17 protein-coding genes are annotated in these 17560 nt (G+C 44.8%); 2 read left to right on the plus strand and 15 right to left on the minus strand.

What is annotated here, in order from left to right; genetic code table 11:
* Nucleotides 1-14: 14 nt before the first annotated feature.
* The 14 genes from purH to FFM75_RS02225 all read right to left on the minus strand — a co-directional run bounded on the left by purH (nt 15) and on the right by FFM75_RS02225 (nt 14240).
* Nucleotides 15-1547 (minus strand): bifunctional phosphoribosylaminoimidazolecarboxamide formyltransferase/IMP cyclohydrolase, encoded by a 1533-nt coding sequence (purH, locus tag FFM75_RS02160; protein ID WP_137627555.1) that lies wholly within the window; start codon nt 1545-1547, stop codon nt 15-17.
* Complete coding sequence (purN, locus tag FFM75_RS02165) at nt 1548-2126, minus strand: phosphoribosylglycinamide formyltransferase (RefSeq protein WP_137627556.1); 579 nt, start codon at nt 2124-2126, stop codon at nt 1548-1550.
* Nucleotides 2119-3138, minus strand: a complete 1020-nt coding sequence (purM, locus tag FFM75_RS02170) for a phosphoribosylformylglycinamidine cyclo-ligase (protein ID WP_137627557.1) — start codon at nt 3136-3138, stop codon at nt 2119-2121. The genes purN and purM overlap by 8 nt, the downstream gene beginning before the upstream one ends.
* Before the next feature lie 15 nt (nt 3139-3153).
* A complete protein-coding gene (gene purF, locus FFM75_RS02175; RefSeq protein WP_137627558.1) occupies nt 3154-4599 on the minus strand; it encodes an amidophosphoribosyltransferase in 1446 nt (481 codons plus the stop codon).
* A complete protein-coding gene (gene purL / locus FFM75_RS02180) occupies nt 4584-6803 on the minus strand; it encodes a phosphoribosylformylglycinamidine synthase subunit PurL (protein ID WP_137627559.1) in 2220 nt (739 codons plus the stop codon). Before purL ends, purF begins: the two co-directional genes overlap by 16 nt.
* Nucleotides 6796-7476: a phosphoribosylformylglycinamidine synthase subunit PurQ gene (gene purQ, locus FFM75_RS02185; RefSeq protein ID WP_137627560.1), complete on the minus strand. Its 681-nt coding sequence runs from the start codon at nt 7474-7476 to the stop codon at nt 6796-6798. Before purQ ends, purL begins: the two co-directional genes overlap by 8 nt.
* 3 nt (nt 7477-7479) lie before the next feature.
* The gene (gene purS / locus FFM75_RS02190; protein WP_137627561.1) at nt 7480-7734 is read right to left on the minus strand and encodes a phosphoribosylformylglycinamidine synthase subunit PurS; all 255 of its coding nucleotides are present in this window, start codon (nt 7732-7734) and stop codon (nt 7480-7482) included.
* Nucleotides 7734-8468, minus strand: a complete 735-nt coding sequence (gene purC, locus FFM75_RS02195; protein WP_137627562.1) for a phosphoribosylaminoimidazolesuccinocarboxamide synthase — start codon at nt 8466-8468, stop codon at nt 7734-7736. The genes purS and purC overlap by 1 nt, the downstream gene beginning before the upstream one ends.
* A gap of 2 nt (nt 8469-8470) precedes the next feature.
* Nucleotides 8471-9601: a 5-(carboxyamino)imidazole ribonucleotide synthase gene (gene purK / locus FFM75_RS02200; protein WP_137627563.1), complete on the minus strand. Its 1131-nt coding sequence runs from the start codon at nt 9599-9601 to the stop codon at nt 8471-8473.
* Nucleotides 9585-10067 carry a 5-(carboxyamino)imidazole ribonucleotide mutase gene (gene purE, locus FFM75_RS02205; protein WP_137627564.1) on the minus strand — a complete coding sequence of 161 codons (483 nt, stop codon included), beginning with the start codon at nt 10065-10067 and terminating at the stop codon, nt 9585-9587. The genes purK and purE overlap by 17 nt, the downstream gene beginning before the upstream one ends.
* Before the next feature lie 298 nt (nt 10068-10365).
* Nucleotides 10366-11685 carry an NADPH-dependent oxidoreductase gene (locus FFM75_RS02210; protein WP_137627565.1) on the minus strand — a complete coding sequence of 440 codons (1320 nt, stop codon included), beginning with the start codon at nt 11683-11685 and terminating at the stop codon, nt 10366-10368.
* A gap of 18 nt (nt 11686-11703) precedes the next feature.
* Nucleotides 11704-12312: an NADPH-dependent FMN reductase gene (locus tag FFM75_RS02215; protein ID WP_137627566.1), complete on the minus strand. Its 609-nt coding sequence runs from the start codon at nt 12310-12312 to the stop codon at nt 11704-11706.
* A 97-nt stretch (nt 12313-12409) separates the two neighbouring features.
* Nucleotides 12410-13435, minus strand: a complete 1026-nt coding sequence (locus FFM75_RS02220; RefSeq protein WP_137627567.1) for a lipoate--protein ligase — start codon at nt 13433-13435, stop codon at nt 12410-12412.
* A 13-nt stretch (nt 13436-13448) separates the two neighbouring features.
* The gene (locus tag FFM75_RS02225; RefSeq protein ID WP_137627568.1) at nt 13449-14240 is read right to left on the minus strand and encodes a tyrosine-protein phosphatase; all 792 of its coding nucleotides are present in this window, start codon (nt 14238-14240) and stop codon (nt 13449-13451) included.
* A 146-nt stretch (nt 14241-14386) separates the two neighbouring features.
* On the opposite strand from FFM75_RS02225, the gene FFM75_RS02230 reads away from it, so the two are divergent.
* Together FFM75_RS02230 and FFM75_RS02235 are read left to right on the plus strand one after the other, a co-directional pair.
* Nucleotides 14387-15022 (plus strand): carbonic anhydrase family protein, encoded by a 636-nt coding sequence (locus FFM75_RS02230; protein ID WP_137627569.1) that lies wholly within the window; start codon nt 14387-14389, stop codon nt 15020-15022.
* Between the two features lie 42 nt (nt 15023-15064).
* On the plus strand, nt 15065-15874 hold the full coding sequence (locus tag FFM75_RS02235; protein WP_137627570.1) for an alpha/beta hydrolase: 810 nt from the start codon (nt 15065-15067) through the stop codon (nt 15872-15874).
* 700 nt (nt 15875-16574) lie between these two features.
* Here the strand turns inward: FFM75_RS02235 and FFM75_RS02240 are convergent.
* Nucleotides 16575-17549 (minus strand): asparaginase, encoded by a 975-nt coding sequence (locus FFM75_RS02240; protein ID WP_137627571.1) that lies wholly within the window; start codon nt 17547-17549, stop codon nt 16575-16577.
* Between the last annotated feature and the right edge of the window lie 11 nt (nt 17550-17560).

Here is a 17560-nt window from a genome sequence, read left to right on the forward strand (position 1 = left end):
TTACTTAAGTTCAATTAATGCCGGAAATGCCGGACACCTGTTGTGACCATTGCAATGCCATATTTATCCGCCATATCAATCGAATCCTGATCACGAATACTCCCACCAGGTTGCACGATAGCGCGAATCCCATGTTGAGCCGCAAATTCGACACAGTCATTCATTGGGAAAAACGCATCCGAAGCTAAAATGGCATTTTCATAACCTGGTTTACTCATGGCTTTTTCAATCGCGATTTTAGTTGAATCAATCCGATTCATTTGGCCTGAACCAACACCCAAGGTCCGATCAGCGGTTGTCACCACAATCGCATTACTCTTCACATGTTTGACCACTTGTTGGCCAAAGGCTAATGCCTTCAATTGCGCCGCCGTTGGTTGTTGTTTCGTCACCACCGTAAAGTCAGCTGGCGCTTCAAATTTAGCATCTACTTCTTGACGTAATAAGCCCCCGCCAACTGAAATCGTTTCAAACTTATCAGCAGTATGCGCTTGATCAAAGTCAACGGTCAATAACCGCAAATTTTTCTTTTTAGCTAAAACCGCATAGGCATCGTCGTCGAAGCTTGGTGCAATAATGATTTCCAAGAATAATTGATGCATCTTTTCAGCCGTTGCTAAATCAACCGGACGATTAGCGGCAATAATCCCACCAAAGATTGAAATCGAGTCAGCCGCATAAGCTTTATCCCAGGCTTGTTCTAGGTTATCCCCTAGGCCAACGCCGCATGGATTCATGTGCTTCATCGCGACAATCGCGGGTTGATCGTATTCACTGACCATTCGTAAAGCCGCATCGGCATCTTTAATATTGTTATAGGATAATTCCTTACCATGCAATTGTTGCGCATTAGTGATGGAGAATGGCGTTGGTAGGGCATTTTCATAAAAGGCCGCTTGTTGATGACTGTTTTCACCATACCGCAAGGCTTGTTTCTTATCGTAAGTCAACGTCAACTTAGCTGGAAATTCGTCAGTCGTCAAATATTGGGCAATCAAGGCATCATAGGCAGCGGTGTGTTGGAACACTTTAGCTGCCAGTCGTTGCCGGAACGTTGGCGTAATCGCATCGTCAGCCAAGGCCTTGAGGACGGCTTGATAATCAGCTGGATCAACGATTGGCAAGACCGCCGCAAAGTTTTTCGCAGCCGAACGTAACATCGATGGGCCACCGATATCAATTTGTTCGATAGCTTCAGCCTGCGTCACATCGGGTTGTTGAATGGTTGCTTTAAATGGATATAAATTAACCACGACCATATCAATTGGCGTAATCCCAGCGTCTTTTAATTGTGCCATATGGGCTGGCACATCGCGCCGCGCCAATAAGCCCGCATGGACATTTGGATGTAAGGTCTTGACCCGTCCATCCAACATCTCTGGAAAACCAGTGACGGTTTCAATGCCAATAACTGGAATTCCAGCAGCTTCTAAGGCATTTTTAGTCCCCCCCGTGGAAACCAGTTCATAATCTAATTGCACTAATCCTTTTGCAAAATCCGTTAATCCTTGTTTATCAGATACACTTAATAAGGCCCGTTTTGTCATTTAAATAGCTCCTTCATTAATGAGTGACTGTAAGACGTCTGGATAAAATTGATGTTCCACGGTGTGAATCCGGGTGGCTAAACTAGTGAGGGTATCATCTGGTTTTACCGCCACTGGTCGTTGGCCAATAATCTGACCGGTATCAATCCCGGCATCGATATAGTGAATCGTGACACCCGTTTCAGTGACCCCTGCAGCAAACGCATCTTCAATGCCATGCCGACCAGGAAAATGTGGTAATAAAGCTGGGTGAATATTCAAGATACGATGAGGATAGGCATTTAATAACGTTGGGCCAATAATCCGCATATAACCGGCCAATAGAATCGCATCCACCTGCGCTTTTTGTAACGCCGTTAAGATGATCTGCTCAGCCGCCGCCTTATTGGCGTAATCATGAAAATCGACGATTAACACCGGGACATTTAAGGCCTGCGCCTTTTGGATCACGGGGGCTTTAGGTTGATCGCAAATCAGTAAGGCAATCGTAGCCGGAATTGGGCGTGTTTTTATTGCATCGTGTAGCGCAATAAAGTTTGTCCCGTTGCCAGAAGCAAAAACAGCAAGTTGCTTAAGCATGCGCTGCCTCCTCAAAGACAACTGGCGTTGAACCGGTCGTCACTTGACCAACTTCATAGAAAGGTTGTTGTTGGGTAGTTAAAGTTGCTTTTACTGCCGCTACTTGTTCTGGATGAACAACTAGAACCATGCCTAAGCCGAGATTAAATGTATTTCGCACATCCGTAGTTGTCAGTTGCCCTAAATCAGCCAGCAACGGCATGATTGCGGGGATTGGCCAGCTACCCATTTGGAAATGGGCGGCTAATCCGGTCGGCAACGCGCGGGCCACGTTTTCGATCAGCCCCCCGCCAGTAATATGTGCAATGCTGGCAACCAACTTTTGCTTTAATAATGGCAACACACTCGCCACATAAATCTTGGTTGGTCGTAATAATTCCGTTTGTAACTCATGACCTAAACTTGGAAAGATATGATCCAGCGCAAAGTCATGTTGCTTAAATAAAATATCACGAACTAAACTAAAGCCATTAGCGTGCAAGCCATTAGATGGTAATCCAATTAAGACATCACCCGCTTGGACATTTTCAGGTTGCAACAAGTCGGCCCGAGTCGCGACACCTACGGCAAAGCCGGCTAAGTCGTAATGGTCTTGACCATACATATCGGGCATTTCAGCCGTCTCACCACCAATCAGTGCCGTGCCAGCTTGCTCACACCCGGTGACAACGCCTTGTAGAATTGCTTTTACGCGGGCCTGATCAGTATGACCGAGGCCCAAATAATCCAAGAAGAATTGTGGTTGGGCGCCTTGCGCTAAAATATCATTGACGCACATGGCCACTAAATCAATCCCAATCGTCGTGTGTTGTTTGGCGGCAATCGCGACCAATAACTTAGTCCCAACCCCATCAGTGCCCGCCACTAACACTGGCGCATCTGGGGCGTCACTCAATGGAAAAGCACCACCAAAGGCCCCTAATTGTGCGTTGCCGCTCATTTCTTTGACCGTTTTTAAGACTTCATAACCGGCATTAATATCAACACCGGCTTTTTTATATGCATCGCTCAACTGCTCACCCCCCAATTAGTGTGCTTGTTTTAACTGTAACTGCCGAATTTCTTCGTCATATTCAGCTTGATAATCATATAGTGGTGTTGGATAGTCACCATTAAAGTAAGCCATACATAGCCCACCATACGGTGCATCAACCTTTAAGCCAACCGCATCGATAACACCTTGTTCACTCAAAAAGCCTAACGAGTCAGCGCCAAAAGATTGACACATTTGGGGAATCGTTTGATTGGCAGCAATCAGTTCGCGTGTCGTTTGAATATCGATTCCGTAAAAGCAAGGGTAGCGTAATGGCGGTGACGCAATCCGTAAATGCACCGACTTCGCCCCGGCGTCCTTTAAGAGTTTGACGATTCGGCGACTTGTGGTGCCACGAACAATCGAATCATCGATTAAAACAACACGCTTACCCGCAACGACCCCTTTGACCGCTGATAATTTCATCCGAACACCTTGTTCACGCAACGCTTGGGTTGGTTGAATGAACGTTCGTGACGAATATTGATTTTTAATCAAGCCCATTTCATAAGGCAACCCACTGGCTTCAGCATAGCCAGTTGCGGCTGATAAAGACGAATTTGGTACGCCCACCACGATATCAGCATCAACCGGTTGTTCTTGTGCCAGTCGCGCTCCCATCCGCTTACGAGCTGAATGCACATTCACCCCATAAATATCTGAATCAGGACGGGCAAAATAAATAAATTCCATTGAGCAAATTGCCAATTGCGTCTCAGTCGTATATTGATCGATTTTTAAGCCATTACTGTCGATTGTTAACAACTCGCCCGGATGCACGTCTTGAATAAAGGTCGCGCCCACTGCATCTAAAGCGCAAGTTTCACTACAAACAACGTAACCACCCGCTGGCAATTGCCCAACAACCAATGGTCGAAATCCATTCGGATCTAAAGCTGCAAATAAACGATCATTGGTTAACAACAAGTAAGCAAAGCCCCCTTGAACCTGGCGCAATGCAGCTTTTACTTGACCACTTAGCGTTGGCGCCGTGCTACGACGAATCAAATGCATCAAGATTTCACTATCTGAACTGGCATGAAAGATTGCCCCGGCTTGTTCGAGTTGTCGGCGTAGACTCACTGCATTCGTCAAATTACCATTGTGTGCCAGTGCAAACTGGGCATCACTAAAGTTAAATTCAAGCGGTTGAATGTTTTCCACACCATGATTACCCGCAGTTGCATAACGGACGTGCCCAACTGCTGCCGTCCCCGTTAACCGGTTCAAGCGGGCTGGATCACGGAAGACATCGGCTAACAATCCCAATCCACGTTCTGACTTCAAAGTCCCAGCATCATTGGCGGTAATCCCAGCACCTTCTTGACCACGGTGTTGGAGCGCATGTAACCCAAAATAGGTTAATTGGGCCGCATCGGGTGAGCCCCAAACGCCAAACACCCCGCACTCTTCATTTAACCCTTTTACTTCAGTAGGCATGGTAAGGCCCCTTCCCAAAGTCGTTTGGCAAAACTCACTTTCAAATCAAAGGCTTGATCAGCGGTTTGAATAAACAACCGATCATCTGACGTTGTTTGCCCCAAATAAGTCGCATAGGGTTCCATTAAACTTTCAAATGCCGCCCGGTGTTCAGCGGTAACCGAAATAACAAAGCGTGATTGCGTCTCAGCAAAAAAGTTCGTTGATGGAATCTCACTGGTTAGCTTCACACCAAAGCCTTGACCAAAGCAGCTTTCAGCAATCGCCGTAATCAGCCCACCTTCTGAAACATCATGTGCACTGGCCACTAAGCCTTTTTGGATCGCCCGTAATAATAAACGTTGGTTTTGATTTTCAGTCACTAAATCAAAATCAAAGAGTTCCCCAGCAATTTTACCGGTTAACATTTTCTGTAACTCACTACCATTAAAATCAGCATCGGTCGACCCTAAAACATAGACCGCATCACCGGCGTGCTTAAAATCTTGCGTCGTGATATCACGTTGATGTTTAATCAAACCAACCATCCCAATCATTGGCGTTGGATAGATGGCTTCACCATTCGATTCATTATTCAAAGACACATTGCCAGAGATGACCGGGGTATTGAATAATTGACAAGCCCGGGCAATCCCCATCGCAGATTCATCTAAGTCATAAAATTGTTCCGGCTTTTCTGGATTACCATAGTTCAAACAATCCGTAATCCCTAATGGCAAACCACCGGAAGCAATAATGTTTCGTGCGGCTTCGGCGACAGCAATTTCGCCACCGACTCGTGGGTTCAAGTATAAGTACCGCCCATTGACATCAGTCGTCATTGCTAAGGCCTTATCCGTGTGTCGAATCCGAATCACCCCAGCATCAGAACCGGGTTTGATGACAGTATTGGTTTGCACTTGTGAATCATACGTTTCATAAATTGCTTTTTTAGACGCAATCGTTGGTTGTTGCAGCATTTTCTTTAATGTGCCAGTCGCATCGACTAGCCGCGGCATAAACTGATGGTGACTCTGCTTGTTTAAGCGACTAGGTCGTTTTTTATCCCGTTGATAAACTGGCGCTTTAGTGGCTAAGGCGTCAACGGGCACATCTGCGACCAGTTGGTCATGATGGAACAACTGGTATTGATGACCTTCAGTGACATGGCCGATCGTGACGGCATCGAGTCCATACTTTTCAAATACCGCATAGATTTCAGCTTCCGCACCGGCTTTAACACATAACAACATCCGTTCTTGTGATTCAGACAACATCAATTCAAATGGCGTCATCCCAGTTTCGCGTTGCGGTACTAAATCTAAATTCAATGACAAGCCACTGCCGGCTTTCGAGGCCATTTCAGCTGAGGATGACACTAACCCAGCAGCGCCCATATCTTGAATTCCAATCAACACCTCACGATGATCATGAATTACTTCTAAACAAGCTTCCATGAGTAACTTTTCCATAAATGGATCGCCCACTTGGACCGCTGAGCGTTGCGTTTCCTTGGCATCATTAAATTCTGAAGAGGCAAATGACGCCCCATTGATACCATCACGCCCGGTTTTAGCACCGACATAAATCACACTATTACCAATCCCAGTCGCTTGTCCCTTTTGAATATCAGCTTGGTCTAAAATACCAACACACATGGCATTAACGAGTGGATTCTTTTGGTAACTGGCGTCAAAAACCGTATCGCCACCAACCGTTGGAATCCCGATACAATTGCCATACCCCCCAATACCCGCAACAACTTGTGAGATCAAATACTTCGTATGGGCATCTTCTGGTTCACCAAACCGCAAGCTATCTAACAAGGCAATTGGCCGCGCACCCATCGAGAAAATATCACGAATAATGCCACCGACCCCAGTTGCGGCCCCTTCATACGGTTCCACCGCTGATGGATGATTATGACTTTCGGCCTTAAACACCACCGCTTGACCATCGCCAATATCAATGATGCCCGCCCCTTCGCCAGGACCTTCTAAGACTTGTTCACCTTGTGTCCAGAACTTCTTTAACACTGGCTTGGAATTTTTATACGAACAATGTTCACTCCACATGCCAGAGAACAATCCAGCTTCCGTATAATTAGGTAAGCGGCCTAAAACTTGATCAGTGATCAGGTGATACTCATCATCCGTTAAGCCCCAATCGCGGTAAGCTTTCGTATCCCGTAAATCAGTTGGTGTTAATTCCATACTTTTAAGCATGTGAGACCTCCTGTTGCTGGTTGGCAATCAATGATTGAAAGATACCTAGCCCATCTGTCGAGCCTAGAATCGTTTCGACTGCCCGTTCTGGATGTGGCATCATCCCTAAAACATTCCCTTGACGATTCATGATCCCGGCAATATTGGCCACACTACCATTTGGATTATCCACGTATTCAAATAAAATTTGTTGATGTGCCCGTAATTCAGCTAACGTGGCCTCATCACAATAGTAATTACCTTCACCGTGCGCAATCGGTAATTGAATTTGTTGGTTAGGTTCATAAGCTGTTGTAAATTGACTGGTCGTGTTTTTGACCACTAAGGGGCTTGTTTGACAAATGAACTTTGAAGACCGATTAGCTTGTAAAGCGCCGGGCAACAACCCCGCTTCCGTCAAGATTTGGAAACCATTGCAAATCCCCATCACTGGTTTGCCAGCAGCCGCAAACGCTTTGACCGCCGTCATAACCGGCGCAAACCGGGCAATCGCGCCACTACGTAAGTAATCACCGTACGAAAAGCCGCCCGGTAAAATTACCGCGTCATATTGATCTAAATTAGTCGTCGTCGCTGGCACTAAATCAGCTGGCATGTTTAAAATATCACGTAAAGCATTGACCATATCATGGTCACAATTAGAACCCGGGAAAACTGGTACGGCAAATTTCATGGCTTATAGCGCCTCCATCTCGGTAATCTCGTAACGGTACGTTTCCATATTCACATTCGCTAATAAACGATCACATAGCTCATCTACTTCGGCGTCCAATGGCCGATCGCTAGCAGCCAACTTCAATTCAAAATACTTGCCTAATACCACTGATTGAACATTGGTATAACCAAGGCGGTGTAACGCATCATTAACCGCTTCACCCTTGGGATCTAGAATTGATTCTTTATAGGTCACATACACTTTTACTAAGTACATTATTGTTGGCTCCCTTCAACCGCTGCTAGCCGGGTTAAGACTTCTTGATACACCGTCGTTAAATCGCCCAAGTTCTTACGGAACACATCTTTATCTAAAGACTGTTGGGTCTTTTCATCGACCAACCGACAACTATCTGGTGAGATTTCATCCGCCAATAAGACATGACCTTGATCCGTTAATCCAAATTCGATTTTAAAATCAACCAATTGGACGCCCATTTCAGCAAAAATGGTTTGTAATCGTTGATTAACTAACAAGGCTTGGCGCCGCATTTCCGTTAAGGTATTTTGCGTGGCAACCCCTAAAGCTTCAATTTGGGAGTCATTGATAAATGGATCATCCAATGCGTCACTCTTATAGAAGAATTCCATCACCGGCGTCGCGAATTTAGTCAAGTGATCAACGTCAAATTTACGTTCAAAACTCCCGGAAGCCGCATTACGAACTACCGTTTCTAGCGGAATCATTTTGACCCGGCGCACTAATTGAACGTGATCGGATAATTGCTGCACAAAGTGATTCGGAATCCCATGTTTAGCTAGGTCCTTGAAGATCAAGCTAGAGATTCGATTATTTAATAAGCCTTTTTGGTCGATTGCAACCTTGCGCTTCCCATTTAAAGCAGTCGCTTGGTCTAAGTATGCGACCCATAAAATATCTGGGTCATTCGTGGTGTACATTTCTTTGGCTTTCCCGGTATATAACAAATCACCTTTTACAATTGCAGTCATGCTCATTGAGCTCCCTTCAAGATATCCAATGTCGTTAATGCGTGATTCAAGTCCTGATCTAAAACCGTAATATGGCCCATCTTACGTTGTGGCTTAATATCAGCCTTACCATAATCATGAAAATGCCATTCGGGATGATTGATTAAGTTTTCCCGCGCAACCGTTAAGTCCGCACCTAACAAATTACGCATTACAGCCGGTTGTGTTTGGGTAATTGCCGGAATCGGCAAGCCACAAATACTGCGAATATGGGCTTCAAATTGTGAGATGTTGCAAGCTTCAATCGTATAATGCCCGGAATTATGAGGTCTTGGGGCCAGTTCATTCACTAATAAGCGATCATCTGGTAAAACGAAAAACTCGATACCCAAAACGCCGCGTAATTTCAGTGCTTCGGCAATTGAAACGGCGATTTTTTGCGCCGCATCATGAACCGCTGGGCCAACATTGGCCGGGGCAATTGTCGTATGCAAGATATGATGTTGATGTCGATTTTCAACTAATGGAAAAGTCGTAATGACCCCGGCAGCACTGCGCGTGACCATCATTGAGACTTCTGCGCGGAACGTTTGCCGGGCTTCTAAAATACAAGGTTGCGTTAATAATGCGAGACTCGCATCGGTCGGTGTTGGTTGATTTAAATCAGCTTGGCCGTGACCATCATAGCCACCAGCTGCTGTTTTCAGAATAGATGGGGTGCCAATTCGATGGCACGCATAGTTTAAAGATTGCGCATCGGTTACCGCCGCAAACGGGGTAACGGGGATGCCATTATCGTGTAAGAATTGTTTTTCATTGAGCCGGTTACCGGTAATATGCAGTAACGCGGTTCCTTGAGGGAGTGCCGTATATTGTTGCGCGGCTTTAAGTGCCGCTTCATCAACATTTTCAAATTCATAGGTTAAGACATCGCTACGTTTGGCGAGTTCAATTAAAGCGGCTTGATCATCATATGGGGCCGTGACTTGAAAGTCAGCAACTTGGGCCGCCGGAGCTTGGGGTGTCGGATCTAAAACACCGACGTGATAACCCATACTCTTGGCACTTAAAGCCATCATTTGCCCTAACTGACCACCGCCAACAATCCCAATCGTTGCAGGTGGTAAAATCGGTTGCTTAGAATTGGTGTTCACTTTGTTCAGCCTCCTGCCGTTGTTGTTGCCGAAACTCAAGTACTGCTTGCTGAATGTTCTGATCATGAAGTCCTAATATTTGAGCGGCCATTAAGGCAGCGTTCGTTGCCCCAGCGTTACCGATTGCCATCGTGGCAACTGGTACACCGCCAGGCATCTGCACGATCGATAATAGTGAATCCATCCCATTTAGCGCCTTTGATTGAATCGGCACACCAATGACTGGCAAAACTGTATTGGCGGCTAACATGCCTGGTAAATGCGCGGCACCACCAGCACCCGCAATAATTACTTGTAAGCCACGCTCAGCAGCTTGCTGGCCATATTGTTGCAACGTGTCTGGCATTCGATGTGCCGAAATCACATGCCGCTCATATTCAATCCCCAACGCGGTTAATTGGGCGGCAGCCAACTGCATGGTTGGCCAATCCGAAATGGAACCCATCACTAAACTAACCTTCGCCATCTCAATCCCTCTTTCCTTGTTTTCACCATTAGTTTAGCAAGCAAGGTCGTCACTGTCAACGAATTTCTTAACTTTATCTATAAATTAACATTTTAATGTTCGTGTTTAATAAAATAGTCCTAGTCAGTCAAACACTTAATATAATAATTTTTTTAGTTGAATTTACTATCAATTCATCGCTTAAGGCTGGAAAAGATGATTTTAATCGCTATCCTAATATTATTTTATTTATTAGTAAATAACCGAACAATAAAAAAGCAGCCATCACTTAAGATGACTGCAAACTGATTTATTAAATTTAGCTATTACTTGAAGCCCCAGAGACTTCATCAACATCTGGTTTAGTTGGTTTTGGTGCTGGTTCAGCATCAGCTGAGGCACCAGAAACTTCATCCACTGTTGGCTTTTCTGGTTCAGCATCACTAGAAGCACCGGAAACCGCGTCGGTCTTTTCTGGTTTAACATTAGTTGATGCGCCAGAAACGGCATCTGTATCGGCGTCAGGATCTTTAACTAACATTTGACCGGTATGCTTTAAGTAATATTGGATCATTGGCATAATGTCTAAGACTAATTCATTGATACCTTTGTATTCGCCTTGGGCATCATGCATCGCCTTGTAATAGTGCATTACATACTTATCGGGCCCCATGCCAGGTACTGGCAAACGGAACATGTCCGTTTGACCACTGCGTAGCATATGGATCACTTGCTTAACGTGTGGAATCGCCCGTTTAGGATGACAGTCAGCCATTGGGTTACCCGCTTGACCTGGTGTCCGTGAAGCCAACATGTCTTTAGCTTCCAAGAAGTGATTGTAATAGATGAATTGATTATTGGCATCCGCATAAGTCAATTCGATTGGCATTGAATTTAAGAAGTAATTCAACTGGTTGACCGTTAACAAACCACGATCTAACTTCACGTAGTCATCACCTTCAGCGGCATGCGTCTTTTCAGCCGCTTTTTCAACCCAGTCAGCAGCATGCATGTCCACGCCTTCAACGGTCGTTTCAACTTTGCCCTTAGCTTCTAGGTCTTCTGCTTCCCAACCGGGATCTTCTGGTTTATTCATCGTATTAATCACCTTCACAAACTTCATAAACTTCGTTAACGTTTCTTTTAAGAAGGATACTGTGCGGTCATCTTTCAAGTTTTGATTGTCATCAAAAGCTTCTTTAACATCGCCTAATAAGAATTCGTTACCAGGCATGACGATGGCATCAACACCGGGTGATTCTAAGATTTGGCGTAAGTTCAATTGAGCCCGCGATGAGCCTTGATCGTAGTAAGAAGCCCCAACGATCATCACTGGCTTACCCGATAGTGGATGAATGTTAAAGGATAACCATTCAATCACACTCTTTAAACTAGCCGTAATCGTGTGATTATGTTCCGGCGTGGCAATAATTACCCCATCAGCGGCCATAATTTTATGATTTAAATATTGAACCGCATCACCATTGGTTTGATCATCGCTTTGATTGAACAATGGCACATCGTTAATATCTAAAAGTTCAATATCCACTTGGTCACTAAAGTGACTCGCAATATACTTTAATAACATCCGGTTATAAGATTTATCTGCTACAGAACCGGCAATTCCAACTAACTTCATTAAATAAGACTCCTCTCGTTATAAGTTGGCCCAATCCAGGTCGTGAATTTCTTCGCGGTTGGCTTCGTTTGCGTGATTCAATTTTTTCGTCAACTCAACGAAAGTTTCAAAGTCACTAAACAATCCGGCCAATTTCGCTAACTTGGTTTGGTCAATCATGTTGCCATCATCATCAAATGCTTGTAATGAATGGCCTAACAAGAATTCAGAACTTGGCATAATGCGTGCCCGTAATTCTGGTGAATCTAAAATCTGACGTAAATGTTCTTGCGCCCGAGAAGTTCCCAATGCACCATATGAAGCACCAATAATCATCACTGGCTTATCAGCTAATGGATGGATGTAATATGACAACCATTCCAGTGCATTCATCAAAACGGCTGGTGCCGAATGATCATATTCAGGAGTACTAATAATGACACCATCAGCCTGATCGATTTTATCCGCAATTGCTTGGGCTGCTGCTGGAACTTGCTTATTTTCAGGCTTATTAAATAGTGGTAAACCTTTGATTTCAACGAGTTCAATATCAGCTTGTGCTGCAAAATGCTTTTGCATAAACTGCAATAACTTTCGATTAGTCGAATTATCAGAATTAGTACCGACAATCGCAACAAACTTGTGCATTTTAAATAACTCCTTTAGCTAATTAATTTAAAACAATATATTTTCCTGATTGCTGCCTATATTGTAAACGATTTCACGATATAAAGCAAAAGTATATTTAACTATTTTCAGAACCTTGATCAACAATTAATTTGATCAAGGAATCCCGGTCGATCTTACCAAAATAGTGCGTCAAATCAAACGGCGCTAACGCAGCGGTAACTGCGGCTTTCGTATACTTTACCCCCGTCAAACAATCTAATACGGGTTGGACCGGTTGTGCCCCAAAGAAATCACCGTAAACGGTGATGCCGGCAATGCGACTCTGCTCAATATGCAGCCGAAATTCGACCGTACCGGCTGGAAAATGGTTACGATGCGTGACTTCAAAAGCAGGTGATTGCCCATAGATCCACTCCCAGTTTTTAAAGTAACGTTGATTAAGCTCGGCCACCCCGTTTTGCGCCGCGGCATCTAGCGGATACGTTGGTGCCGTAGCTAAGTCCCGGACACCTAGAATCTCGCGGGCTAAAATATCACGAAACCCTTCAATCGTCAAATGCTGGTATTTCGGGTCTAAGTACGGCCGCAAATTCGTGACCCGACTTTTAACGGATTTGATGCCTTTAGAAGCTAACTTGTCAGCCGGCACATTTAACGCATGGCTAATCTGCGTTTGATCGACATCATACATCAATGTGCCATGTGAAAACATCCGGCCATTTTCCACATGCATGGCATTACCCGAAAACTTTTTACCATCAATCATTAAATCATTGCGGCCACTTAACTCGGCCCCGGTCGCACCCATCGCGTGTAGTGCACGAATGACCGGTTCAGTAAACCGTTTAAAGTTACCAAAACCATGGCCATCATCTTGGGTAATAAAACTAAAACTGACATTGCCTAAATCATCGAAAACTGCGCCACCACCGGATGTCCGGCGGGTCAAAATAATATCATGGTCGGTCACGTATTTTTGGTTGATTTCGGCCAAAACATTTTGGTAGCGCCCCACAATAATGCAAGGAGAATTGACGTAGAAGTATAAAATCGGTTCTGACAAATCGGCCTGTTCCATTAGATACGTTTCAATCGCTAAATTCGTACGTATGTCATGACTAGGACTCGTTAAATACCGCATCGTACCACTTCCTTTAGTCTAAATACAGTTGCCGCAAATCTGCTAATTCATTTTTAGTTAATTTTAATTCCGTCCGTAAATAATGTTGCATATTGCCTGATTGCCGTTTGATTTCGGCTAAAGCGGCATCCAAATAGTCACCATTTACTGACCACAACGCTTTAATACTCGTCAACATTTCAGGTGAGACGCCTTGTGCTTGGGCTTTAGCGACCATCCCGTTAATCCGCTTGATCGATGTTTCATTACTCAACAAGTAATCTTGGCGAATCGTTTGGGGATCAACGCCTAAAGCACTTAACAAATAAACGGCGCCCATCCCGGTCCGATCTTTACCCGCTGTGCAATGGAACAATAACACTTCATTAGGTTGATCGTTAGCTAACAAATTATCGAAAAAGCGTCGATATTCATTCTTCGCATGTTGTTCAGTGGCAATCATCCGATAAACTTTGAGCATATGCCGATAGCCACTATCAGGATGCTTTTCTAAGTTAGCCGTCATCTTGTCGGTACCATCTGAGTTCCGCGTTTCATCCACATTGAAAACTGGCGCAAATTGATACTTTGCATTACCAGGAACGCGATCGGGATCATCTAAAACTTCTTTAGGTGAACGAAAATCAATATCATAACGGACGCCGTATTGATCTAAAAATTGTAAATCAGCTTCCGTTAATTGACTTAAATTACCCGTCCGAATGACTTTTTGCCATTTTAATGTATGCCCATCTTGGGTTGGGTAGCCGCCTAATTCCCGGAAATTGATGCCTTGTTGCATTGTTAACACACGTTCTTTTGCCATGATACAGTCCACCTATTCTATAAGATTATCAATACTTTTATTCTACCATGGTCAGCCTACTTAGCGATTAGAAATGTTCACCATTAATTGACAAAGCTGTCAACGGTGAGAAAATAAAAGTATCACTTTAAACGGAGGTTTTATCTATGACACTCGACTATACAACCCAAGCCACTTGGCAACCAGTTGGCGGTGACCACCAATCCCCAATCGACATTGCCACGGCAACGGCACAACCATCACAATTATCTGCAATCAGTTGGCGCGGCTTATACCAAGCCAAAACCGTGATTGACGACACCACAACTTTAAAAGCAACTGGGACCGGTTTAGCTTATTTAAATGATCGGGATTTCACGTTTGACCAGATCCACTTCCACACGCCAGCAGAACACTTGATTGATGGCGTTGCCGCACCAATCGAATGGCACCTCGTTCATCGTAGCGCTACCGGCCAATTAGCTGTCGTGGCAATTTTCGGTCGGTTAGGCAAACCCAACGCGAGCTTCCAAGGGTTACTTGATCAATTCACCCCACAGACGAGTCACGACTTAACTGAACCCGTTGATTTAACCGAACTATTGCCGGATACTGGTACGGTTTATCATTACCTCGGGTCACTCACCACGCCACCATTAACTGAAACCGTTGAATGGTACGTTTGTGGTGACAGTGTCATGATTGGTGAAGCCCAATTAGCCGCTTATCAACACTTATTTGCGGCCAATAACCGCGCAGTCCAGCCCTTAAATGATCGGCCACTCATTGCTGAACGCTTCTAATTTTAATCATCGAAGCTTGATTATCTGAAATGAGGTCCGCATATGTCTAAAAAAATTATCTGGGGGCTCATGGCTTGTGGCGCGTTTCTACTCTTAATCATCGGGTTAGGTCTTAGCAATCAAATTCACAGTGACAAAACAAGCCATGTGATTTCTGATCAACAGCGACCACTAATTCTAGTCCCAGGTAGTGATAGTAAGCCAAGTGACTTTGATGATTTGATTGATCGCTTAAACGCCCAATATCAACATCCAGTCGTTAAGTTAACCATCACGGCAAACCAAAAAATCAGCTTTAATGAAACGCGCACAAAAAACACGCCCTTAAATGATACGATTATTGCCATTCATTTTGAAAATAGTACCGACAACAATGCCACAATGGTTGAACAGACGAATGGGCTCGCTAAGGCCATGCACTATTTACAACGTCGCCTAGGGTTAAAAACCGCGAATGCCCTTGGTTATTCTAACGGCGGCGTTATCTTAACTCGTTATTTGGCCGGCTTAGGTAATCGCCAGCCCATTCAAATGCAGAGCATCATGTTAGTTGGGACGCCTTTCTTAGGCACCAACACCAAAAAGCCTGACACGACGCTATTTACCCCCTTGCTTAACCATCGCAGTCAATTCAAAAGCTTGCATTCAGTCGTCAATGTTGCTGGCGATACTGGCAAAGGCACCGACGATATCGTGCCGCTAAGTAGTGTCACTGCTGGGAAGAAACTCTTTATGCACCAAGCTGAACGCTACACACAGATGACGTTTAATGAAGATGGGATTACCCATGCCAACTTGATTCATCAAAAGTATTTAGCCCGTTTAGTGCGGCAAAACTTGTTAAATCAGTGAGGTTAATCTTTAAAACCAGTATTTGGCATCAAAAACCATTTTGGTTCATAAAAGCTGCCAACATATTGCTAGTTTTTATGAGTTGAATCGTTCAAAAATGCATTTGCGGCAAAACCGTGACTACCGATGCTTTTCGCTTCCGGCCAGCAGTAATTCCAGTTGTCGTGGCGACCGGCGCGAGCCTAAAAAGCGGTCTCGCACCTCACTTTGAAGCTTGGCCCACCCCGCCAATCTTCAAAGCTGTCGGTGGTGTAAATGTCGGCAAAAATCGCCGGCATTTACACCACTTGCACGGCAACTTCCATTACTGCTGACCTCCAACTAAATTGAGCATTTCGTTACAACGCAAAGAAGTACGTACCCACTTGTGAAGTGCCCTACAATTGTTAGACGAGAAGTCTAATGATTGTAGGGCACTTCATTTAGATACGTACTTCTTTGTATTTTTAATGATAAGTGTAATTTAGCAACGACAACCTAGAAGCCGGTTAGCAAGCGTGAACGTGCTGAAATTGTTCTTTGGCGAGTGTTTTTCTCGGCTTAGAACAAGGACGTCTTTTGAGATTAGCGGGTTAGGCTAAGCTCAAAAGCGAGGCTAGCGACCGTACTTTGGCGCCAGTCGGTCCCTGCACGAGAACACTTGCTAACTGGCTGTCAACATTCGAAGACTTTTGTCTCCAACTCGTTTAATTAGTTGTCATTAAGAATTAGCAGTTGCGACAAAGCGAGCTAATTCGTCAGTCGACATCCCAGCGCTGACCCCAACTAACAGTTTAATCCGTGCTTTTTGGCCATTTAAGCCTTGGCAGAAAATCACGCCCATTTGTTTTAACTGGACGCCCCCACCTTCGTAATCATAAACATCTTGGGCAATACCGTTAAAACAGCGGGAAACTAGTACGACTGGGATACCCATATCGATTAATTTCTGCACAGCTGGCAACGTTACTGGCGGTAAATTACCGGCACCTAACGCCTCAATCACGACCCCTTGTGTCGTCGGTTGCGCGATGGCGTCAAATAATTCTGGCCCCATCCCAGCATAGGCTTTGATCAAAAAGACATTTTCGGCCACACTTTGAATCGGACAAACCGTCGACCGTAACAAAGATTCAAAGAAGACGACGCCATGCTTAGCAACTAACCCAATCGGGCCAAACGTTGGGGTCCGGAATGTGGCCACGTTCGTTGTATGCGTCTTCGTGACGTAACGGGCTGAATGAATCTCATCATTCATGACCACTAAGACCCCTTTATCGGCAGCATCCGGGGTACTGGCGGTTTGAATCGCTGTTTCTAGATTGTGTAGCCCATCTGAGCCAATCTCGTTAGCGGAACGCATCGCACCTGTCACGACAACTGGTAATTCATTTGGCAACGTTAAATCTAAAAAATAAGCCGTTTCTTCTAAGGTATCGGTCCCATGTGTGACCACGACACCATCGATGCCTTCATGGGCGGCTTTAGCAATCCGTTGCTTTAATTCCAACATCCGCGCCGGTGTAATATGTGGCGATGGCAAATTAAACACATCTTCAGTGGTTAATTCGATGTCATCAGCAAATGGATATTCATAACTATCTAATGGATTTTGTGCCCCGGGGGCCATATTACCAGCTTCATCGGCAGACATCGCAATTGTCCCACCGGTATGCAAGACTAAAATTTTTTTCACTGTTTTCCTCC

The organism is Lactiplantibacillus daowaiensis, from assembly GCF_005405085.1.
In the GTDB taxonomy this organism is placed as follows: Bacteria; Bacillota; Bacilli; order Lactobacillales; family Lactobacillaceae; genus Lactiplantibacillus; species Lactiplantibacillus daowaiensis.